The sequence below is a fragment of the Variovorax robiniae genome (assembly GCF_037889955.1).
GTDB lineage: Bacteria > Pseudomonadota > Gammaproteobacteria > Burkholderiales > Burkholderiaceae_C > Variovorax > Variovorax robiniae.
On sequence record NZ_JBBKZS010000012.1, the window covers coordinates 34,606 to 56,306 of the forward strand.

The 21,701-nt window shown below is 67.8% G+C and carries 19 protein-coding genes and 1 pseudogene; 13 read left to right on the plus strand and 7 right to left on the minus strand.

Annotation, left to right across the window (positions count from 1 at the left end; genetic code table 11):
* The first annotated feature begins 15 nt into the window (after window positions 1-15).
* Window positions 16-1,071: a hybrid sensor histidine kinase/response regulator gene (locus WKW79_RS24035; RefSeq protein ID WP_340337736.1), complete on the plus strand. Its 1,056-nt coding sequence runs from the start codon at window positions 16-18 to the stop codon at window positions 1,069-1,071.
* Between the two features lie 133 nt (window positions 1,072-1,204).
* Window positions 1,205-2,131: a hypothetical protein gene (locus WKW79_RS24040; RefSeq protein WP_340337737.1), complete on the plus strand. Its 927-nt coding sequence runs from the start codon at window positions 1,205-1,207 to the stop codon at window positions 2,129-2,131.
* Window positions 2,132-2,428: 297 nt separating this feature from the next.
* Here WKW79_RS24040 and WKW79_RS24045 read toward each other — a convergent pair whose 3' ends face one another.
* The gene (locus WKW79_RS24045; RefSeq protein WP_340337738.1) at window positions 2,429-3,358 is read right to left on the minus strand and encodes a LysR substrate-binding domain-containing protein; all 930 of its coding nucleotides are present in this window, start codon (window positions 3,356-3,358) and stop codon (window positions 2,429-2,431) included.
* Window positions 3,359-3,440: 82 nt separating this feature from the next.
* Between WKW79_RS24045 and WKW79_RS24050 the strand changes: the two genes are divergently transcribed.
* The gene (locus tag WKW79_RS24050) at window positions 3,441-3,776 is read left to right on the plus strand and encodes a DUF2917 domain-containing protein (protein WP_340337739.1); all 336 of its coding nucleotides are present in this window, start codon (window positions 3,441-3,443) and stop codon (window positions 3,774-3,776) included.
* A gap of 6 nt (window positions 3,777-3,782) precedes the next feature.
* Here the strand turns inward: WKW79_RS24050 and WKW79_RS24055 are convergent, their stop codons facing one another.
* Window positions 3,783-4,346: an ankyrin repeat domain-containing protein gene (locus WKW79_RS24055; RefSeq protein ID WP_340337740.1), complete on the minus strand. Its 564-nt coding sequence runs from the start codon at window positions 4,344-4,346 to the stop codon at window positions 3,783-3,785.
* Between the two features lie 251 nt (window positions 4,347-4,597).
* Here WKW79_RS24055 and WKW79_RS24060 point away from each other — a divergent pair.
* The 4 genes and pseudogenes from WKW79_RS24060 to WKW79_RS24075 form a co-directional block, all read left to right on the plus strand.
* A pseudogene (locus tag WKW79_RS24060) lies at window positions 4,598-4,758 on the plus strand (acetyl-CoA C-acetyltransferase); the annotation flags it as partial.
* Window positions 4,759-4,761: 3 nt separating this feature from the next.
* On the plus strand, window positions 4,762-5,556 hold the full coding sequence (locus tag WKW79_RS24065) for an enoyl-CoA hydratase-related protein (protein WP_422823954.1): 795 nt from the start codon (window positions 4,762-4,764) through the stop codon (window positions 5,554-5,556).
* A gap of 111 nt (window positions 5,557-5,667) precedes the next feature.
* Entirely contained in the window at window positions 5,668-6,147 is a 480-nt protein-coding gene (locus tag WKW79_RS24070; protein ID WP_340337741.1) for a VOC family protein, read from the plus strand.
* 244 nt (window positions 6,148-6,391) lie between these two features.
* Window positions 6,392-7,192 (plus strand): DUF899 domain-containing protein, encoded by an 801-nt coding sequence (locus WKW79_RS24075; protein WP_340337742.1) that lies wholly within the window; start codon window positions 6,392-6,394, stop codon window positions 7,190-7,192.
* Window positions 7,193-7,279: 87 nt separating this feature from the next.
* Here WKW79_RS24075 and WKW79_RS24080 read toward each other — a convergent pair whose 3' ends face one another.
* Complete coding sequence (locus WKW79_RS24080; RefSeq protein WP_340337743.1) at window positions 7,280-7,606, minus strand: DUF7709 family protein; 327 nt, start codon at window positions 7,604-7,606, stop codon at window positions 7,280-7,282.
* 43 nt (window positions 7,607-7,649) lie between these two features.
* Between WKW79_RS24080 and WKW79_RS24085 the strand changes: the two genes are divergently transcribed.
* Both WKW79_RS24085 and WKW79_RS24090 read left to right on the plus strand, forming a co-directional pair.
* The gene (locus WKW79_RS24085) at window positions 7,650-7,898 is read left to right on the plus strand and encodes a cysteine-rich CWC family protein (RefSeq protein WP_340337744.1); all 249 of its coding nucleotides are present in this window, start codon (window positions 7,650-7,652) and stop codon (window positions 7,896-7,898) included.
* The gene (locus WKW79_RS24090; RefSeq protein ID WP_340337745.1) at window positions 7,895-9,157 is read left to right on the plus strand and encodes a 6-phosphofructokinase; all 1,263 of its coding nucleotides are present in this window, start codon (window positions 7,895-7,897) and stop codon (window positions 9,155-9,157) included. The genes WKW79_RS24085 and WKW79_RS24090 overlap by 4 nt, the downstream gene beginning before the upstream one ends.
* On the opposite strand, the gene WKW79_RS24095 is transcribed toward WKW79_RS24090, so the two are convergent.
* Complete coding sequence (locus WKW79_RS24095) at window positions 9,102-10,655, minus strand: zinc-binding metallopeptidase family protein (protein WP_340337746.1); 1,554 nt, start codon at window positions 10,653-10,655, stop codon at window positions 9,102-9,104. The two genes, WKW79_RS24090 and WKW79_RS24095, sit on opposite strands and share 56 nt — an antisense overlap.
* Before the next feature lie 140 nt (window positions 10,656-10,795).
* On the opposite strand from WKW79_RS24095, the gene WKW79_RS24100 reads away from it, so the two are divergent.
* The 4 genes from WKW79_RS24100 to WKW79_RS24115 all read left to right on the plus strand — a co-directional run bounded on the left by WKW79_RS24100 (window position 10,796) and on the right by WKW79_RS24115 (window position 16,740).
* Entirely contained in the window at window positions 10,796-12,277 is a 1,482-nt protein-coding gene (locus tag WKW79_RS24100) for a DHA2 family efflux MFS transporter permease subunit (RefSeq protein WP_340337747.1), read from the plus strand.
* A gap of 20 nt (window positions 12,278-12,297) precedes the next feature.
* The gene (locus WKW79_RS24105; protein WP_340337748.1) at window positions 12,298-13,065 is read left to right on the plus strand and encodes a class II glutamine amidotransferase; all 768 of its coding nucleotides are present in this window, start codon (window positions 12,298-12,300) and stop codon (window positions 13,063-13,065) included.
* Window positions 13,066-13,259: 194 nt separating this feature from the next.
* Entirely contained in the window at window positions 13,260-15,425 is a 2,166-nt protein-coding gene (locus WKW79_RS24110; protein ID WP_340337749.1) for a TonB-dependent receptor, read from the plus strand.
* A 10-nt stretch (window positions 15,426-15,435) separates the two neighbouring features.
* Window positions 15,436-16,740: a PepSY-associated TM helix domain-containing protein gene (locus tag WKW79_RS24115; protein ID WP_340337750.1), complete on the plus strand. Its 1,305-nt coding sequence runs from the start codon at window positions 15,436-15,438 to the stop codon at window positions 16,738-16,740.
* On the opposite strand, the gene WKW79_RS24120 is transcribed toward WKW79_RS24115, so the two are convergent.
* From WKW79_RS24120 to WKW79_RS24130, 3 genes are read right to left on the minus strand one after another with little or no spacing between them, the layout of a single operon-like run.
* Window positions 16,686-18,056, minus strand: a complete 1,371-nt coding sequence (locus WKW79_RS24120; protein ID WP_340337751.1) for a TolC family protein — start codon at window positions 18,054-18,056, stop codon at window positions 16,686-16,688. The two genes, WKW79_RS24115 and WKW79_RS24120, sit on opposite strands and share 55 nt — an antisense overlap.
* A 5-nt stretch (window positions 18,057-18,061) precedes the next feature.
* Window positions 18,062-19,378, minus strand: coding sequence for an HlyD family type I secretion periplasmic adaptor subunit (locus WKW79_RS24125; RefSeq protein ID WP_340337752.1), 1,317 nt, complete (start codon window positions 19,376-19,378; stop codon window positions 18,062-18,064).
* On the minus strand, window positions 19,375-21,582 hold the full coding sequence (locus WKW79_RS24130) for a type I secretion system permease/ATPase (RefSeq protein ID WP_340337753.1): 2,208 nt from the start codon (window positions 21,580-21,582) through the stop codon (window positions 19,375-19,377). The genes WKW79_RS24125 and WKW79_RS24130 overlap by 4 nt, the downstream gene beginning before the upstream one ends.
* Window positions 21,583-21,701: the final 119 nt, after the last annotated feature.

Here is a 21,701-nt window from a genome sequence, read left to right on the forward strand (position 1 = left end):
ACAGACCACCAGCAGATGTGCGGCGCCCTCGGGCTCGATGCTTCGAGCCCGGTGGTCGAACGCATCGACACGCTGGATCGCTTCACGCAACGACTCGCCGATGGGCCCTGCGACGTCGTCGTATCGGCCTATCACTTCGATGGCTTCACCGCGATGGACGCGTGGGAGGTCCTGCTCGGCATGCCTGGCCGGCAACCGGCGTTCATCGTGTTGTCGCGCTCGGCGAGCGAAGCCGAGGCCATCGATGCGGTGCGGCGCGGCGCCTGCGACTTCCTGCGCAAGAACGCGCTGGCGCAACTGGCCCGCGTCATGGTGCGCGCGCTGGATGCGAGCCGCATTCGCATCGCGAAGGAAGACTCGCAAGCCGAGCTGGCGGGCTCCGTGGAGCGATCGACGGAACTCAACGACTACCTTCGCAAGTGCGTCGAGGAGGAGCTTCAGGCGATCGCGCGCGAGGTGCATGACGACATCGGCGGCTCGCTCACGGCGCTGAAGTCCGACCTGGGCTGGATCGGGCAGCAGGCGAAGGAACCCGGCGTGATCGACCATGTGAATGCCGCCACCGAGATGCTGCAGCACGCCATACGCGCCAGCCAGCGGATCGTGCAGGACTTGCGCCCGCCGGTGCTGGAGCGGGGAATCGTGGCGGCGGTCGATTGGCTCGCGGATTCCTTCGAGCGTCGCACCGGCGTCAAGACCGCATTCACCAGCACACATCAGGTCATCCATGCGCCGGAGGATGTGCAGCTCGTGACCTACCGCACGGCGCAGGCGGCGCTGACCACCATCGCCCGGCATGCGGCCTGCAGCGAGGTGCGCATCGACCTGTCGGACGGCGAGAACGTGTTGAAGCTCGAGATCACCGACAACGGCCGCGGACTGACGCGCGCGGAACTCGACAAGCCGCGCGCCTTCCACGGACTGGGCGCGCGCGCACGCACCGTCGATGGCCGGCTGGCCATCAACAGCAGGAGCGGCGGCGTGGGCACGTCCATCATCCTGTCGGTACCGCTGGCACCGGTGGTAGGCAGCCTGAAGACGGCACACCGCGGGGCGGCCGCACTAGGCTGATCGGGCTGGCGGTGCATCCGCCGTTCTCCTCCCATCGGCGGGGGAGTAATCCACACTCAAGCCTTCTCGCGGATGAGCCGCGGCACTTCATTTGGTCGAGAATTCAATTTCTTACAAATGGAGTGACGACGCAATGAGTTCGAGGACGATCCCTTTTTCCGCGCTGGCCCTGACGGCCGCCGCTGCACTACTGGCCGCGGGCTGCTCATCCACCGGAAGCAAGTCCGCGGATCCGGCCCCGGCGGCCCCGGCCGCGGCAGCGCCGCCCGCGCCGCCGCCCAAGCCCAGGATCGAGGGGATGGGCTATGACGAGTTGGCCGGCGTGCTGGGCGACGGCGCAGGCAAGGGACTCAAGCAGGAACTCGTCGGCAAGACCGTGACGCTGACGCTGTCGAAGCCAACTGGCCGCGGCGCTCCGGCCGGCAGCTACGTGGTCAGCGACGGCGACTCGACCTACTTCCGTTGCCGCGCGGTGGGTGGTGGGTTCTCGGGTGGCGAAGTGGTCACGAAGATCCGCGACTACCGCTATGTAGCGAAGCCGCTGCAGCGCATCGTCGACCTCGACCGCTGTGCCGTGGCCGCCTCCGCCGAACCGGCGCGTCCTGCCGCGGCAGCTGCCGCAACAACGACGGCTGCGGCACCCGCACCGTCCAGCGCCGGCGCAGGCACCGTCGGCGCGGGCAAGCCCGGCATGGACGCGCGCGGCAACGTCGTGGACTCCTCCAAGGTCGAGGCCGGCAGCGGCCGCACCGTCAAGGGCATCAACGACTACGAAGGCGAGATCACCGGCAACCCGGGCGCCGGCAGCAAGTTCACGCGGCTGCAGATCGGCATGTCGAGCCGGCAAGTGACCGACCTCATCGGCCCGCCCACGGACCAGGGCGCCTACGTGACCGGCAAGGCCTTCATTCCGTTCTATTTCGGTGGTGACCGGCACCGCTATGAAATGACCTACAAGGGCCAGGGACGCCTGGTCTTCGCGGGCGGCGGGATGGGCGACTTCACGAGCGGCAACCTGATCTGGATCATCCACAACCAGAACGAGACCGGGTACCGGTGAGCTTTCAGAAGGCGTTCTGGTAGCGCAAGACTTGGCAATCAAAGGAGCCGGGGGCCGTCTGGCAAACGTCGTAGCCGTCCCGAGGCGGCGCGGTGCCGCAGCCGGCCAATACGCAAAGGAGCAAGGCGCTCATCCACTTGAACATGGGTTCTCCGCTGGAGGGTTGCCTTGCGACTGTACCGGCGGGGTGGCCAACGTGCTCGGGATTTACTTTCTGACGGCAATCCTCCACTCGCGACCCTGCTCGTCCTGTAGTTGCGCATCTGGAAGGAACCGCAGGGTCGGTGGCGCTGAGGATCAGGCCGTCCCCGCCTCCGCCTCGGCCCGCAACCACCGCACGAAGTCCTGCGCATCCCAATTGCCCGCCGCACGCACCGACGTGTCGATGAAGTAGCCGCGCCGCGTCGCCGTGCCCTCGCCGAAGGGTGCAACCAGGCGGCCGTCCTGCAGCAGTTCTCGCAGCAGCGGCATGCGGCCGATCACCACACCCTGCCCCGCCACGGCGGCGGCCACCGCGTCGGTGTAGTGCGAGAAGCGCAGCACGCTTTTCATGCGCAAGCCGGTCAGGCCCATCACCTGAAGCCAGGGCTCCCAGTCGACTGTCGGCGCCTCGTGGTGATTCGGTGCATCGATGGTCAGCAGCGTCTGGTTGCCAAGGTCGGCCGGCGTGTGCAGCGTCGCTGCCAGCGACGGCGCGCAGACCGGCATCACCGACTCCTCGAACAGCGCCGCGCCATGGCCGCGCGCGATCGGCACGAAGCGCACGGCCAGGTCGAGGCGGCTGCGATCCAGGTCCAGCACGTCCAACGTGGCCGACACGCGCACGTCGACCTGGGGATGCGCCGCCGTGAAATGCGCCAGCCGCGGGATCAGCCACAGCGACGCAAAACCCGGCGTGCAGGTGATCGCCACTTCGCGTGCCACGGGCGCGGCACGCACGCGGGCCGTGGCGTCGCGCAACCGCTCCAGGCTGTCGACCACGGCGCGCTGCAGCACGGCGCCGGCCTCGGTGAGCGCCAGCGCGCGATGCCGGCGCTCGAACAGCAGCACGCCCAAGCTGCCTTCGAGTTGCTGCACCTGGCGGCTGACGGCCGATTGCGTCAGCGAGACTTCCGCTGCCGCCTCGGTGAAGCTCAAGCGGCGCGCGGCGGCCTCGAAACTGCGCAGCAGTTCCAGCGGGGGCAGGTCATCGAGCTTCCGAGCGGTTTTCGCATTCTCTGGATGCATGCAACGAGTTCCTATTCATCGTGTGCAATTGGAAGACGTGCCCACTATATTCATTCTCACCACGAATGTGAAAGGGCTCCTCATGAACAACCGCTCAGCACTCCTCAGCGCCACGGTGTCGTCGGCGTTCCAGATGGGACTGCCGGCCCACGCGGTCTACAGCGTGGGCGATGCTTCCGAGGTGCGCATCACCTGCCGCAGCGGCTCCGTGTGGATCACGCTGGACGACGATCCGGTGGACACCGTGCTGGAACCGGGCGAACAGTTCACGACCCCGCTGCACCGGCGTGCACTTGTGTCCGCACTTGAATCGTCATGCATCTCGGTTGCGCCCGCGGTAGAACGCAGCGCGGCGAGACAGGCTGCCAAGCCGCACCGCACGCCGGCCTTGCACCTGCGGGACTTCTTGCCCGCCTGAGGCGGCTCAGCGCCGCTTGAGCAAGGTGGCGATGTCGGCGCGGCCTGCGGCCTTGGCCAGGTCGTACGGCGTCTCGCCGCGCGTGTCCGCGATGGCGGGGTCGGCGCCGCTGGACAACAGCACCTTCACGACCTCGGCACTGGCCTTGTCCTGGACCGCCACGTGCAGCGGCGTCCAGCCGAGGTAGTCGCCGCGCGCGTTGGGGTTGGCGCCCTGACGGGCAAGCAACTCGACCATGGCCGGCGAGCCGCTGTGCGCGGCGGTGTGGATCGGGTACCAGCCTTCGCCGGTCTTGAGTTGCGGGTCGGCGCCGCAGCGGATCATCGTCTGGACTCGCCAGAAGTCCTTGGCCGCCACCGCGCGCGACAGGGGCGCGTCGCCGCTGGCATCGTTGGCGTTGCTGGCCTCGCTGGGAATGCTCGGGCATGCCGACGTGGCGGCGCTGGCCGAGGTGATGGATGCCGAGCCCGCTGCGGCCGAGGCCACAGGCTCCGCGGCGCCGGTGACCCCGGCTGCGCCGACGAGCAGGCCTGTGGCCAGCACGATGGCAGTCGCTTGGCATGAACGCATGGTGTGTCTCCCTGACTGGTTCTTTTTTTCATGGCAGCCTTCCCGGCGTGCCCGCCCGCATCGCGGAGGGCGCCAGCAGCCTCCGCACGCAGATTACCAGCGTCGCCGCGATTGGCCGGCGCAGGCGGCGTCGACGTCACGTTCTGCCACGTGCAACGCCCACATATCGCACGGCTCCACCGCTTGCGAGATGTCACCCGCGCGACGCGGGTTGATACCGAGTTGGCCACGACCCGGCGCCGCCCAAGATCAAGGGCGGCGCCATCGCGCTCGGCCATCCGCCCGGTGCATCCGGCACCAGCGCATGACGACGTGTGTCAACGCCCTCGGCCAGCGCGGCATGCGCCATGGCCCGCAGACCATGTGCGCAGGTGGCGGCATGGCCAACATGACCCAAGTGGAAAGACCCTGAACCATGTCATTCGTTTTGTATGAAGTCGAGAACAGCGTTGCGACGATCACGCTGAACGTGCCCTCCAAGCTCAACCCGATCGCGCGGGACTTGCAGCATGAATTGCGCGATGCATTGGCCCGCGTGAACGCGGACAAGGGCGTGCGTGCCGTGGTGCTGACCGGCGCCGGCAAGGCCTTCTGCGTCGGCGCCGACCTGAGCGCGATGAGCCCGCCGGAAGAAGGCAAGACGCTGGGCGACCAGACCGCCGAGTGGATGCAGTCGCTGAGCAACCCGATCATCAGCGGCCTGCGCCAACTGGCGGTGCCGGTGGTGTGCGCGGTCAATGGTCCGGCTGCGGGCGCGGGCGTCGGCCTGGCGCTGGCGGGCGACGTGGTGTTGGCGGGGCGCAGCGCGTACTTCTACCTTTCCTTCCTGCCCAAGCTCGGCATCGTGCCGGACCTCGGCTGCACCTGGTTCCTGCCGCGCCTGGTCGGCCCGGCGCGTGCGCTGGGCATGGCCTTGCTCGATGAACGCCTGGGCGCCGAGAAGGCCGCGCAATGGGGGCTGATCTGGGCCTGCGTGGACGACGACCTGCTGCTGCTCGAAGCGCAGAAGACGGCGCAGCGCCTCGCGCAGTTGCCGGCGCATGCGATCCTCGAAGCGCGCAAGGCCTTTGCGGCGAGCGAGCGGCATTCGCTGGACGAGCAACTGCACTACGAGAGTGAGCGGCAGCGGGAGTTGCTGGTGAAGCCGAGTTTCAGGGAAGGCGTGAATGCGTTTCTGCAGAAGCGGGCGGCGGTGTTCGAGGGGCGGTGAGGTCGGGCGGATTGCGGGGGCGCGCGGCTGCCTCTCGGTCTTGAGAATCAGACGATCGGCGTTGCCCTGTCATCCCGGATACCGGATGCTCGCCCCTTTCAGGAGACACCGATGATCCCCAAGAACACCATCTGCATCTGGTACGACACCGACGCCCTCGAGGCCGCGAACTTCTATGCGAAGACCTTCCCCGACAGCAGCGTCGGCGCCATCATGCGTGCCCCGGGTGACTATCCCAGCGGCAAGGAGTGCGATGTCCTGACGGTCGAGTTCACTGTCGCGGGCATCCCCTGCATCGGGCTGAATGGCGGCCCGCAGGTCAAGCATTCCATCGCCTTCTCGTTCCAGATCGCGACGGACGACCAGGCCGAGACGGACCGCCTGTGGAATGCCGTCGTCGGCAATGGCGGCCAGGAAAGCGAATGCGGCTGGTGCCAGGACAAGTGGGGCGTGTCATGGCAGATCACGCCGCGCACGCTTACCGAGGCGGTGACGAGCCCGGATCGCGCAGAGGCCAAGCGCGCGTTCAACGCGATGATGACCATGCGCAAGATCGACGTCGCTGCGATCGACGCGGCACGGCGCGGCTGAAACCGCGCGGGTCGGATGGCGTGCGCGCCGTCGTGGCGCGTCATGCGCAGTGCATGCCGATGCGCCCAGCGGAATCCCGCCAGACTTGTTACTCCCGCGCTTCGCCCCGCCGGTGCCAGACTACATCTCAGGTCGATGTGGCCCTGCCATCTCGACTTGATCCCTTTCTCGTCCATCCACCGCGAACGATGCGTAGCGAACAACAGGATCGCGTCATGCCGTTCGCCCAACAAGGAGTCCAGCGATGACGACATCCACCCGGCCCGAATCAAGCACATCGAAGCCCGCCATGCACACGCCCCCGGTCGTATCCCCGCAGGCATGGGAGGCGGCCCGCCAACAGTTGCTCGTGAAGGAAAAGGCCCATACCCGCGAGCGCGATGCCCTGGCCGCCGAACGCCGGCGCATGCCCTGGACGGCCGTAGAGAAGTCGTACACCTTCGAAGGCCCGGCCGGCACGGCCAGCCTGGCCGACCTGTTCGAAGGCCGGCGCCAGTTGATCGTCTACCGCGCCTTCTTCGAGCCGGGCGTGTTCGGCTGGCCCGACCATGCCTGCCGCGGCTGCTCGCTGGTCGCCGACCAGGTCGCCCATGTCGCCCACCTGAATGCGCGCGACACGACCCTCGTGTTCCTCTCGCGCGCGCCGCAGGCCGACATCGCGCGGCTGAAGGCGCGCATGGGCTGGCAGGCGATCCCGTGGTTCACCGTCACTGACAGCTTCGACGCCGACTTCGGCGTGGACGAATGGCATGGCACCAACGTGTTCTTCCGCAACGGCGATCGCGTCTTCCGCACCTACTTTGTCAACAACCGCGGCGATGAACAGGTGGGGGGGACCTGGAACTACCTCGACCTCACGCCGCTCGGCCGACAGGAACTGTGGGAAGACTCGCCCGAGGGCTATCCGCAGACGCCGACCTACAAGTGGTGGAACTGGCACGACAACTACGAGGCGGAGAAGGCCGCGCCGGACAAGAAGTGGGTCGAAGTGACCGATGCCGGCGAGGCGGCATTCCGGGCGCTGGAGACGGCCCGGAAGGCTTGACGGGCCGCGGCCGTCGACCAAAGCGCCGCCAAATGCTTGCTCGCAGCCTTGGCAGCGAGCCGGCCAGGGCCGCACACGTAAAGGCGGCTATTGCGCTTCCATGAGCTTGCGCGCCGCCAGCCCCACGAAGCGCCGACCCGGATTGGTCCCCGCGATCCAGTCCTCGACCGGGAACAGCTCGAACAGCCCGACCTTGATGAGCGTCGGCACCGACATCTCCAGCTCGACCTCCACCCGCCCGCGCTCGCCACTGTTGTAGCGCGCGACGTTGTGCAGCATCGTGGCCACGGTGCCGGTCTGCACCCGGGTGCCGTCCTTCAGCTTGACGGCGGGCAGTTGCTCGCCCTCGGCCAGGATCTGGGGGCGGCATTCACGCACGGCAAGAGCCGCACCACGAATATCGACGGCTTGCACCACAGCGTTTGTTGGCGGCCGATGCCTGCCGCAGAATGCAGCCATGACCGCCCCGGCCTCCGTCGACCCCTCCCGCTGCCCCCTGTGCGGCGCAGCCAACGTCTGCGCGATGGAAGTGGCACGCGAGACCGGCGTCGCACAGCCGCCGTGCTGGTGCATGTCGGCCACCTTCACCGAATCGCTGCTTCAAAGCGTGCCGGCCCCAGCGCGCGGCAAGGCCTGCATCTGCGCCGCCTGCGCCGCCAAGGCCGCGGCCGCCTCCGTCACCGAGACCACCACAGGTATTTCATGACCCAAGCCCGCACCAACGCCTTCTACGCCCAGTCCGGTGGCGTCACCGCCGTCATCAACGCCTCGGCCTGCGGCGTCATCGAGACAGCGCGCCAGCACACCGACCGCATCGGCACCGTCTACGCCGGGCGCAACGGCATCCTCGGCGCACTGGCCGAGGACCTGATCGACACCTCGCTCGAATCGCCCGAGGCCATCGCGGCGTTACGCTCCACGCCCTCGGGCGCCTTCGGCTCCTGCCGCTACAAGCTCAAGTCGCTGGAGAAGAACCGCCGCGAGTACGAGCGCCTCATCGAGGTCTTCAAGGCGCACGGCATCGGCTACTTCTTCTACAACGGCGGCGGCGATTCGGCCGACACCTGCTTCAAGGTCAGCCAGCTCTCGCAATCGATGGGCTATCCGTTGCAGGCCATCCACGTGCCGAAGACCATCGACAACGACCTGCCGATCACCGACTGCTGCCCCGGCTTCGGCTCGGTCGCGAAGTACGTGGCCTTGTCGACACTCGAAGCCTCGCTCGACGTGCGCTCGATGGCCGCCACCTCGACCAAGGTGTTCGTGATCGAGGTGATGGGCCGCCATGCCGGCTGGATCGCCGCGGCCGGCGGGCTGGTGGAGGACCACGGCATCCCGGTCGTGATCCTGTTCCCTGAAATCGAATTCGACGAAGCGAAGTTCCTGGCGCGCGTCGATGCAATGGTGAAGCAGCACGGCTACTGCAGCGTCGTCGTGTCGGAAGGCGCGCACCATCCCGACGGCACCTTCCTCGCCGAGCAGGGCACGCGCGATGCGTTTGGTCATGCGCAACTCGGTGGCGCGGCGCCGGTGGTGGCGAACATGATCAAGACCGCGCTGGGCCACAAGTTCCACTGGGCCGTGGCCGACTACCTGCAACGCGCCGCGCGGCACGTGGCCTCGGCTACCGACGTCAGGCAGGCCTATGAACTCGGCGCACGCGCGGTCGAACTCGCGCTGGAAGGCCGCAATTCGGTGATGCCAACGATCGACCGCATCAGCGACGTGCCGTATGAATACCGCATCGGGGTCGCCACGCTCGACACCGTGGCCAATGTCGAAAAGATGATGCCGCGCGACTTCATCTCGGAGGACGGCTTCGGCATCACCGACAAGTGCCGCCGCTATCTCGCCCCGCTGATCGAGGGCGAGGACTACCCGGCCTACCGCAACGGCCTGCCGGTGTACGTCACGCTGAAAAACCAGGCTGTGGCGAAGAAGCTGCCCGCTTTCGCATTGGCCTGAAGCGGTTCGCGACGCTGCGCGTCACGGGCTCGGCCTGGAACGCCGGCGCCATCGCTTCGCACGCCTGCATGGGCAACGCCTGCTGCTGCTGCGCCTGCTGCTGCATCGGGGCTTGCGCCGGTTCGGGCGCATTGTCCGCGACCATCACGGGCTGCTCGGTCTCCAGCGGCGCCGCCAGCTGCTGCCGCTGCTGCGTGATGACCTGATGCACGAACTGCAGCTTGCCGACCGCCGCGCGCGGCAGCACGAAGGGGTAGTAGTCGGGCTGGCCCATGCTGCGCGACAACTCGTTGAGCACATTGGTCAGGCGCACCCAGCCGTTGAGGAAGTCGAGGAATTTCATCGCATCGGGATGGTCCGGCTGCCACAGGTCGGCGGGCTCGAACAGGTCGCTCGCGAGTTCGACGCGCGTGGCGTCGACGCCAAAGCTCAAGGCGGTGTCGGCTGTGTCGGCCATGTGCAGGTAGTGGGCCCAGGTCTCGGCCCAGTCTTCCCACGGATGCGCGCTGGCATAGCTGGTGACGAAGCGCACCGCCCAGTCGGCCGGCGGCCCCATCTCGTAGTGGGTGCGCAGTGCGCCCGCATAGTCGAGCCGCTCGTCCCCGAAGAGCGCGCGGAAGTCGTCGATCCACGGCGTCGGGAATACCAGCAGGTCCCAGTAGTAATGGCCGATCTCATGGCGGAAGTGGCCGACCAGCGTGCGGTAGGGCTCGCGCATCTCGGCGCGGATGCGCTCGCGCACGGCGTCCTCGGCTTCTTCCGCGTTGAGCGTGATCACGCCGGTGTCGTGGCCGGTGAGCACATGCGGGCCGCCCGGCATGTTGCTGAGGAAGTCGAAGGCGAGGCCGTGTACCGCATCGGCATGGCGCGTGACTACGGGCAGGCCGAGTGCCAACAGTTGCGACATCAGGCGGCGCTTGGCCTGCTCCAGCCTGCGCCACAGTTCACCATTGGCGGGCAGCGAGAGGTCAGGAATGGTGCGCGTGGCGCTGCAACAGAGGCAGTAGCCGGGCACCAGGCCTGCGGCGTCAGGCGCGTCGCCTTCGCGCGTCAAGGGCACCATCCAGTTGCAGCCCGCGGCCGTCGTGAAGTTGGCGCAGCGGTGGTATTGCCGGCCATTGCCGTCCCCGAAGACGGTGTAGGTGTCGAGCGCGGGGTCGATGGGCTCAATAGGCGGGGCGTTGTTGGCGTTGCCGTCGTTGCCTTGGTCATCGGTGCCGTTGGTCTCGACGCCGTCGACATCGCCACGCTGATCATCGATGCCATTGCCATTCGAGGATGAGGCAGGCGCTTCGACCGGCGCGAGCGGCACCACCCCCAGGCTCTCGATGACGAAGCCCAGCGGCGTATGGCAGGCCAGGCATTGGCTGTTGCCCAGGAAGATCGGTCGCCCGCATTGGCATTGGTAGGCACGCGTGACGGTCGGCGCGCTCAATTCCGCCGCCAGCGAAGTGGGGGCCGTATCGACCTGGGCTGCTGTTTCCGGTGGAGTGTCCATGATGTGGTGTTGTTCTCTGGAACTGATGCTGGGCCAGCGGCAGCGCCTCGATTGTGAGCGCAGCGCGGCGCGCCCCCAAGCGCCGCAAACACCGATATCCTTGTAGGACGGCTTGCCCGTCCCCGCAGCTCCCAGGCTTCATGACCGATCCCTCCCCACCCGCGTCCGCCGCCCCCCCGCCGCCCTCGATGAACATCCTGCGCGAGCGCTACGGCGATCGCTACCGCTGGCTGCTGTTGTTGTCGGTGATGGTCGGCACGATGGCCTCGATCATGTCCTCGACCATCGTCAACGTGGCCATCCCCGACATGAGCCGCCACTTCGCGCTGGGGCAGGAACGTGCGCAGTGGGTGAGTTCGGGCTTCATGGTCGCGATGACGGTGTCGATGCTCACCACGCCCTGGCTGCTGTCGCGCTACGGCTATCGGCGCACCTATGTCGGCACGATGGTGCTGCTGCTGGCGGGCGGCGTGCTTGGCGGGTTGTCGAGCGTGTTCTCGCTGGTGCTGATCGCGCGCGTGGCCGAGGGGCTGGCTGCCGGCGTGGTGCAGCCGATCCCGGCCATCATCATCCTGCGTGCCTTCGAGCCGCATGAGCAGGGCCGCGCCAGCGGCATTTTCGGCATGGGCGTGGTGCTGGCGCCGGCCATAGGGCCGAGCATCGGCGGCGTGCTGGTCGACCTGTTCGGCTGGCGCTCGATCTTCTTCATGGTGGTGCCCTTCTGCCTGGCCTCGCTGTGGCTGGCCTACAAGTTCGTGCCGACCACCGCGCCCGGTGGCGTTGCCGCGTCGCGGCAGGGCGGGATCGACTGGCGCGGGCTGCTGCTCGGCACCGTCGGCACGCTGTGCCTGTTGAACGGCCTCGTTGAGCTTCGCGGAAACGCGCCACTGGAAGCTGCGCTGCTGCTGGCCGGCGCAGTCGCCTCGCTGGCGGTGTTCATCTGGTGGCAGAAGCGCCTGGCCGCGGCAGGCGGCGAGCCGCTGATGAACATGGCGCTGTTCGGCTACCGGCAGTTCGCGATGGGCAGCGTGGTCGCCTTCATCTATGGCACGGCATTGTTCGGCTCGACCTATCTGCTGCCGGTCTACATGCAGGTGGCGTTGCACCTGTCGGCCTCGCATGTGGGCACCATCATGCTGCCGGCGGGCATCGTGCTGGCCTTCACCATCGCCGGGGTGGGACGCCTGGCCGATCGGCAGCCGACTTGGATCCTGGTGAGCATCGGCCTGTTGCTGCTGGCCGTGTCCTTCGCGCTCATGGTGCTGCTGCACCTGCGCAGCCCGATCTGGCCGCTGGTGGTGTTCGCCATCATCGGGCGCATCGGGCTGGGCTTCATCCTGCCTTCGCTCAATCTCGGGTCCATGCGCCCGCTGGCCAAGCCGCTGATCCCGCAAGGCGCGAGCGCCATCAGCTTCGTGCGCATGCTGGGCGGCGCGGCGGGCGTGAGCCTGTGCGCGATCGTGCTCGAATGGCGACTGGCCGCGCATGGCGATTCGCTCAAGAGCACGATCACCAGCACGGCGCGGCTGGACGCGTTCAACGAGGTGTTCGTGATGCTTGCCGGGCTTTGCGCGCTGGCGATTTGCGCGGCCTGGCAGTTGCGCGAGAAGAAGACGTCCTGAAAAGGCGCTTTAATCAAGCCATGTGCCAATTGCTAGGGATGAACTGCAACACGCCCACGGACGTGACCTTCAGCTTTGCCGGATTCGCCCAGCGCGGCGGCCGCACCGACCACCATGCCGACGGCTGGGGCATCGCCTTCTTCGAGGACCGCGGCCTGCGCCACTTCGTGGACCACCAGCCGGCCTGCGAGTCACCGGTGGCCGAGTTGATCCGGCGCTACCCGATCAAGAGCCAGCACGTCATCTCCCACATCCGCAAGGCGACGCAGGGCAAGGTCAACTTGCAGAACTGCCATCCCTTCGTGCGCGAACTCTGGGGTCGTTATTGGGTGTTCGCGCACAATGGCGACCTGAAGGACTTCCGCCCGCGCCTGCACGGCAACTTCCATCCGGTCGGCGACACCGACAGCGAGCATGCCTTCTGCTGGATCATGCAGGAGCTGGCCAAGTCGCATGCCGGCGTGCCGAGCATCGAGGAACTGACGCTCACGCTGCGCGAACTGGCGCCGCAGATCGCCCGGCACGGCACCTTCAATTTCATGCTGTCCAACGGCCAGGCGCTGTGGGCGCATGCCTCGACCAATCTCTGCTACATCGAGCGCAAGCATCCTTTCAACGAGGCGCACCTGGCCGACGAGGAGTTGTCGATCGACTTCGCCCGGCACACCACGCCGACCGACCGGGTCGCCGTGGTCGTGACCACGCCGCTGACCACCAACGAGACCTGGACGCCGTTCGCGAGCGGGGAACTCAAGGTGTTCGTGGACGGTTGCGCCCTCGGGCGCTGAGCCCCGCCGCTCCCTCCCAGCGAACTCCGCCGGCTGAGGCCTGCGCGGAAATATCCGCCGTTGTGGCTTTTTCGCAAATTCGAGCGGCGATTCGCCCAGGCCTGGTTGCAAAACGCAGGAAATCCATCGATCGCAATGCATGGGAACGGCAATAATAACGGTTCTCATTAGTATTCGCATCCAAAGAAACTGACATGCCCGCCCCCGCCTTCCGCCCTCTCCCGCACGTCACCGCCACGTTGCTCGCCCTTTCGGCCTTCGCGGCGCAGGCCCAGAACGCGGCGCCCGCCGCCCAGCCCCAGGCGGGCGTGCTGCCCACGATCACCGTCAACGCCGCCGCCGACGCCTCGGCCGAAGGCCTGACCAAGCCCTACGCCGGCGGCCAGGTGGCGCGCGGTGGCCGTATCGGCATCCTGGGCAACCAGGACAACATGGACACGCCGTTCAGCATCAACAGCTACACGCAGGAGCTGATCGCCAACACGCAGGCGCAGAGCATCGGCGACGTACTGCTGAACGACCCGGGCGTGCGCGTGGCGCGCGGCTTCGGCAACTTCCAGCAGACCTACTTCGTGCGCGGCTTCCCGGTCGCCTCGGATGACGTGGCCTACAACGGCCTCTACGGCCTGGTGCCGCGCCAGTACATGGCAGCGGAACTGGTCGAGCGCGTCGAGGTGTTCCGCGGCGCGAGCGCCTTCCTCAACGGCGCCGGGTCGGGCGCGACCTCGGGCGGCGGCCTCGGCGGCCTGATCAACGTGGTGCCCAAGCGCGCCGCCAGCGAGCCACTGACCGAAATCACGGCCGGCGTCGAAAGCAGCCAGCAAGGCTACCTGGCCGCCGACATCTCGCGCCGCTTCGGCCCCGATCAGTCCACCGGCATCCGCCTGAACGTGGCCGGCCGCGACGGCGGCACCGGCGTGGGCGACGAGAAGGCCCAGCTCGGCCTGGTCTCGGTCGGCCTCGACTGGCGCAGCAGCAACGTGCGCCTGTCGGCCGACTTCGGCTATCAGAACCACGAACTCAAGGCCAGCCAGCCCAGCGTGACGCTGGCCGCCGGCATCCCGGTGCCGCGGGCACCGGACGCCTCCAAGGGCTTCGCGCAGCCGTGGACCTTCTCGAACGAACGCGACACCTTCGCCACCGTGCGCGGTGAAGTCGACATCACGCAGAGCATCACGGCCTGGGCCGCCGTGGGCGGTCGCCAGGGCCGCGAACGTGCCGCCTTCGCACCGCCGACGCTGCTGTCGCTCGACGGCGCCACCACCGCCTACCGCTTCGACAACGAGCGCGACGACAACATCGCCACTGGCGAGATCGGCATCCGCGGCAAGTTCAAGACCGGCAGTGTCGGCCACACGGTGACGGCATCAGGCTCGATCTTCAGCTCGGACTCGAACGTGAACTACGGGCTGTCGAACAACTTCGCCAACAACCTGTACTACCCGTACGCGGTGCCGCCGCTGGCCACGCCGTTCACCGGCAGCTTCGGCGAATCGATCAAGAACACCAGCTTCGCCATCGGCGACACGATGTCGTTCTGGGATGACCGCATCCTGCTCACGCTGGGCGCGCGCGACCAGAAGATCGAGGACGAGACCTTCGGCCCCTTCGGCACGGCCTATTCGTCTTCCAAGACCAGCCCGATGGGCGGCCTCGTGGTCAAGGCGACCAAGGAAATCTCGATCTACGGCAACTACATCGAAGGCCTGGTCAAGGGCGACACGGCGCAGGGCGTCAACGTCATCAACCAGGGCCAGGTGTTCGCACCGTACGTGGCCAAGCAGAAGGAAGTCGGCGTCAAGTACGACGGTGGTTCCTTCGGCGGCGCGCTGTCGTACTTCACCACCGGCAAGCCCAGCGCCTATGTGCAGAACGGCGTCTACGGCGTGTTCGGCGAGCAGCGCAACAAGGGCGTCGAGTTGACGGTGTACGGCGAGGCCACCAAGGGCCTGCGCGTGCTCGGTGGCGTGACCTTCCTCGACGCGAAGATGGTCAGCACGCCCGGTGGCCTGCAAGACGGCAACCGCGTGATCGGCGTGCCGAAGCAGCAAGCCAACTTCGGCGTCGACTGGGACGTGCCGGGCGTGCGCAACCTCTCGCTGAACGGCCGCGTGATCTACACCTCCTCGGTGTATGCCGACGGCGCCAACCTGCAGCAAGTGCCGTCGTGGACCCGCTTCGACATCGGCGCGCGCTACCTGATCGACATCGGCAACAACCGCCTGCTCACGCTGCGTGCCCGCATCGACAACCTGACCAACAAGAGCTACTGGGCCTCGGCTGGCGGCTACCCCGGCTTCGGCTACCTGACGCTGGGCACGCCGCGGACCTTCTCGCTGACCGGGACGATCAACTTCTGACGAGTCCTTGATGCGTTCCTTCTGGACGCTCATCCATCGCTGGGCCGGGCTCACTGTCGCGCTGTTCCTGATCGTCGCCGGGCTGACCGGCGCGGTCACCTCCTGGGACCACGAGATCGACGAGTGGCTCAACAGCGCGCTCTACGACAACGACAGCCGCGGCCCGTTCCGCGATCCGATGGCGCTGGCCGCGGTGGTCGAGGCAGCAGACCCACGCGCGAAGGTGAGCTACATCTCGCTCAACTTCGAGGAGGGTCACAACGCGGGTTACTTCGTCGAGCCGCGCATCGACCCGGCGACGCAGCAACCCTTCGTGCTGGGCTACAACCAGGTCTTCGTTAATCCGGTCACCGGCGCGGTGGTGGGGCGGCGCGACTCGACGGCGGTCTCGCTCTCACGCGAGAGCCTGATGCCCTTCCTGCGCACGGTGCACTACAGCCTGCACATCCCCGCAATGTGGGGCACCGATCGCATCGGCTACTGGATCATGGGCAGCGTGGCGCTGGTGTGGCTGCTGGACAGCTTCGTGGCGCTCTACCTGACGACGCCACGGCGCCTGCGCCCCTCGGTCAATCCGGACCATCGCACGCCCAAGGGCTGGCTGTCACGCTGGCTGCCGGCCTGGACCGTGCGCTGGCGCGCGGGCGGCTACAAGCTCAACTTCGACCTGCACCGCGCGGGCGGGCTGTGGGTATGGGTCTTCATCATCGTGATCGCCTTCACCTCTTTCTCGCTGAACCTGTACCGCGAGGTGTTCTATCCGGTGCTGTCGCTGGTGTCGAAGACCACGCCGGGGCCTTACGAGACGCGCCCGATGGCGCCGCTGGGCAGCACCATCACGCCGACGCTGGGCTTTGCCGAAGTGGTCGAACGGGCCAAGGCCGAGGCGCAACGGCGCGGCTTCGACCTGCCACTGGGCGGCATCTACTACGAGGCGCGCTACGGCTTCTACAACGTGTCCTTCTTCGAGCCCGGCGCGGAGCACGGGCAGGGCGGCATGGGCCTGGCCAATCTCTACATCGACGCACACGACGGCCGCGTGCTGAGCCAGAACGTGCCGTGGAAAGGCACTGCCGCCGACGTGTTCGTGCAGCTCCAGTTTCCGCTGCACTCCGGCCGCATCCTCGGCATGACGGGGCGCATCCTGATGTCGCTGATGGGCCTCATGGTCGCGATGCTGTCGGTGACGGGCATCGTGATCTGGGAGCGCAAGCGGCGCTCACGCCGCCTGCAGGCGCACCGTGAAAAGGCGGCCGGGGCTCAGTCCGGCGACAAGCCCATCGCGGCCAGGAAGTCGCCCCTCAACGCCAGGTAGCGCAGGCGCGAGGTCAACAGCTTCAGGCGCTCCTCGGCGCGGCGTTGCTGCGCGACGAAGCGGCTGTCGAACAATTGCACCAGTTGCGTGAGGCTGCGGCGGCCGGCCTGGAACTGCAGGTCGCCCACGCGCACCAGTTCGTCGTATTGCGCGATCTGCTGGTCGAGTTGCTGGATCGCTTCCTCGCTGTGGCGCATGCGCGGCGGCAGCGTGGCCAGTTCGGACTGCACGGTGCGCAGCACGCGGTCGGCCTCGGCCTTGGCGGCTTCGGCACGCTTGAGACCTTCCGCGCGGCGGGCCTGGTTCTCGCCGCCGAGCGGCAGGTCCCAGCGCGCGGTCACTTGCCAGCCGTGCAACTCGGTCGGGTCCGTGGCCGGTATCGTGCGGTTGCTCAGCAGCTTGCTGTATTCGAGGTCCACGCGCGGTGAAATGGTCGACAGCCACGGCACCACGCGTTGCTGGGCCGCGTCCGCACGCAACTGCGCGGCGGCGACGATGCCGGCGGAACCCATGGGCGCGTCAGCGGCGAGCAGGTTCGGCGCCAGCTTCACCGGCACGGTCGGGCGAAGCTCGCTGCCGGTGATGACGATCATGCGGTCGCGGGCGGCACGCAGGTCGGCCAGCAACTGGCCGTGCGCCACCTCGGCATCGAGGTACGCGGCTTGCGCCTGGCGTGCGTCGACGTCGGCGAGCTTGCCCAGGTCGTTAGCCTTCTGCACCTGCGCCAGCAGGCGCTTGGCCTCCTTCATGCGTTCCAGCGAATACGGCAGCAGTTCCTCGTGCCGCAGGATTTCGGCGTAGGCATCTCCGATGCGCTCGCCGATCTCCTCGCGCGCGCGCCGCACGTCCTGCTGGGCGGCGGCCACGTCCTTGGTCGAGCCCTTGAACTCTGCGACGTCGTTGCCGCCATTGAAGAGGTTCCAGCGCAGCGCCATGGAGGACTGGTCGGTGGTGCCGCTGACGTTCTTGCCGAAGTTGATTTCCTGCGATTTGCCGCGCGAGCCCTGCACGCTGAACACCGGCGCCAGGCGCGAGCGGGCCTGCGCGCGGCGTTCCTCGGTCACGCCGAGCAATGCGTTCGACACCTGCAGTTGCGGGTCCTGCTCCAGCGCGCGCGCCAGCAGGGCCTGCAGGGACTCCGGCGCGCCGCTGGGCGCCAGGAGATCGGTGCGCGCCGCGAGCGCTCCGCCGGGCAGCACGTCGGCAGCCGCCACCATGCGTTGCGCCAGCGCGGAGGACGAGGCGGCCAGCAGGCAGGCCAGCAGCACCGCGCCGGATAGGCGGCGGGGCACGAATGCGAAAGTGGGTTTGCCCATGATGCTCAACGTTCCTGCAGCGCGCCTTGCACGCCGCGCAGCACTGGTTTCAAGAGGTATTGCATGACGCTGCGCTGGCCGGTCAGGATGCTCACGTCGAGCGGCATGCCGGGGCTGATCGCCAGCGGCTTGCCGTGCGACTTCAACTGGTCGCGCGCGGCGGTCAACTGCACTTCGAAATAGGACTCGCCCTTCTCGTCGACCACCGCATCGGCGCCCACGCGCTCGACCTTGGCATCCATCTGGCCGTAGGTGGCCGAGTCATAGGCCAGCACACGCACATGGGCGTCCTGGCCGGGACGCAGGAAGCCGATGTCCGCCGGCATCACGCGTGCGGTCATCTGCAACAGCGATTCATCGGGCACGATCTCGAGGATCGGCTTGCCCGCCAGCGCCACGCCGCCCTTGGTGGCCACGAGCACGCGATTGACGACGCCATCCACCGGCGACGTCAGCTCGCGCCGCGCGACGCGGTCGTCATGGCCTTCCAGCGTCGCGGCGATGCTGGTCACCTTGGTCTCGAATTCCGAACGCTCGGCGCCCCATTGGGCGCGCAGGCGCGAGGTGGCCTGGGTGGCCTGGGCATCGGCCTCGGCCAGCGCCGCCTTGAGGCGAGGGATCGACTGGCGCAGCGCATCGAGCTCGGCCTTCTGGGCCAGCAGCTTCTGCTGGGCGGCGAGGTAGTCGGCGCGGGCACCGGCGCCTTCCTTGAACAGGCGCTCCTCGATCGCAAAGCTCTCCTGGGCCACCTTGACGCTGGGCTGCAGCGACTGGATACGGGCCTGGGCCTCGCGCAGTTCGCCGCTGTGGCGCGCCGTGCCTTCGCGCGCGGCCTCGACGCTGGCGTTGTACTCGCGCAGGGCATCGCGCCACAGTTGCATTTCCTTGTCGATCAGGTCCGGCGCTTCCGCGCTCCAGGCCGGGTCGAATTTGGGCGCACCGCCATTGAGCAAGGCATCGGTGCGCGCCCGGCCCGCGAGCGCCGCGAGGTAGCGCTGGCGGCTTTCACCGCGGCCGGCGGTGTACTGTGCGGTGTCCAGGCGAACCAGCAACTGGCCCTTCCTGACGTGGTCGCCGGCCTTGACCAGCATGTCCTGCACGATGCCGCCTTCGAGGCTCTGCACTTCCTGCATCTTGCTGGGCGCCGTGACCACGGCCCGGGCCTGCACGGCCACATCCAGGTCGGCGACGGTGGCCCAGACGAGCGAGACGACGAGAAAGAGGACGAGCACCAGCACCATGGCCAGCACCGTGCGGCGCGGCCCGTGGTCGGGATCGGGATGGGCCGCGGGCAGCGGACGGGATTTCAGTTCTTCACTCATGACGCAACTCGCATTTCCTGGGAAGGCGCCGGGGGCCTGGGCGGCGCGCCGTCGGCCGGCGGCCGTTGCGCCAGCGCCTTCAACACCTCGTCGCGCGGGCCATCGGCCACGACGCGGCCACGGTCCATCACGACCAGGCGATCGATCAGGGCCAGCATCGCCATGCGGTGCGTGACCAGCACGACGGTGGTGCGCGGCAAAGCGCGCAGACGGGCGATGAGCTTCTGTTCGGTGGCCGGGTCGACCATGCTGCTGGGCTCGTCGAGCAGCAGCAGCTTCGGCTTCATCAACAGGGCGCGCGCGATGGCGACCAGTTGCCGCTGACCGCCCGAGAGCCGCTCGCCGCGTTCGCCAACGGCCGTGGCCACGCCTTGCGGCAATTGCGTGACGACCTCGTCGAGGCAGGCATTGCGCATGGCTTCGAGCAGGCCCGCGTCGTCGCCCTGCACGCGGCCGATCTCGATGTTCTCGCGCAGGCTGCCGTGGAACAGCGTGACGTCCTGCGGCACATAGCCGATCTGCCGGCGCAGCGACAGCGGCTCCAGTTGCGTGGCCACGATGTCGTCCACCAGCACGGCACCGGTGGCTGGTGCGTACTGGTTCAGGATCAGCTTGAGCAAGGTGCTCTTGCCCGAACCCAGCTTGCCGATGATGCCGACGCGCTCGCCGGGACGGATGTGCAGGTTGAGCCGCTCGATGGTCGGCGGCTGCTTCGGATAGCCGAAGCTCATGTCGCGGAATTCGAGCGCGCCGGTGAGCGGCGGGGCCTGCAGGCTGGCGGCGGCTTCGTCGGTCGGCGCCGCCATGATCTTGTTGAGCGCGACGAAGCTCAGCTTGGTCTGCTCCCAGCGCAGCACCAGGCCGGCGATCTGGCTCACGGGCGACAGTGCACGCGCGGTCAGCATGCTCACCGCGATGATCTGGCCCATGCTCAGCGAATGGTCGGCGGCCAGCATGGCGCCCACCGCGACCACGGCCACGCTCGCGAGGCCGAGGACCGCCGCGTTGGCGTAGTTCATGCGCGTGGTGATCTCGCGCGTCTCGAGGTTGTTGTGGGCAATCGCCTGCGTCAGCGCTTCCCACTTGCGGCGGCTCCAGGCTTCGGCGCCCAGCGCCTTGACGGTGTCGAGGCCGTTCATCGTCTCGAACAGGTGCGCGGTGCGCTGCGAGCTTTCCTGCATCGACTCGTTGACCTTGCGCGCCAGCGGCTTGCGGGACGCGAAGGAGATGCCCAGCAGGATCGGGATGCAGACCAGTGGCACCAGCGCCAGCTTGCCGCCCACCAGCGCGATCACGCCGAGGTACAGCACCATGAAGGGCAGGTCGCCGAGCACGGTGAGCGTGCTGGTGGCGAAGAATTCGCGCACCGATTCGAAGTCGCGCACGGTGTTGGCCAGGACACCGCCCGAAGCCGGCCGATCGGCCGCGCGCATGCGCAGGCACTGCGCGAACACCTTGGACGACAGGGCCACGTCCATGCGCCGCGCCGCGGTCTCGAGCAGGTTGCTGCGCAACAGCTTCATGACCAGCTCGAAGCCCGTCAGCAACACCACGGCCGAGGTCAGCACACCAAGGCTGCCGAGCGCGTTGTGCGGGATCACGCGGTCGTACACCGCCATGCTGTAGAAGGGAATCAGCGCGCCGAAGATGTTCAGCGCGACGGTGCCCAGCAGGGCCCAGACGAACATCCAGCGGTTGCGCTCGAAGGTGTCCCAGAACCAGCGGCCCATCTGGGGCAGTGTGTAGAGCAGACTGCGCTGGTCGAAGTGAAGCTGCGGCCGGGCGGCGAGCCAGCGGGCGTTGGGCACCTCGCGATCGATGGCCTCGGCGTCCAGCCAGCTCACGCCCTCGATGCCGGGCAGGTGGCATTCCATCTGGCCGTCCTTGAGCGACAGCACGACGATGGCGCGGCCGTTCTCACCCAGCACCAGCGCCGGCAGTTCGGTGTGGCGACGCCGCTGTCCGCTTGGCAGCGGCGTGGCGGTCAGGCCGCCGTGGGCCAGCAACTGGGCCAGGGCCTCGCCCTCGGGAATGATGCGATGGTCCTGCTCGTGCGCGGCGAGGCTGTCGCGCAAGCGTTCGACCTGGATCGGCGCACCGAAGAAGCGCGCCAGGAACACGATGCTTTCCTGCAGGGGCGACTGGGGCAGGAGCCTGGCAGTCGCTGTGTCCGCCGAAGCGTTGGATGAAATGTTGTCGGTCATGAAAAGCCCGGAGGGCAGGACTGCATGAACAGTTCATGCGGAACGGGAGGACAACAAGCACGGAGCGGCCGGCAGCGGGATCGATGTGTCCCATGGCCGCGGCGCGAGGCGCCTCCCTT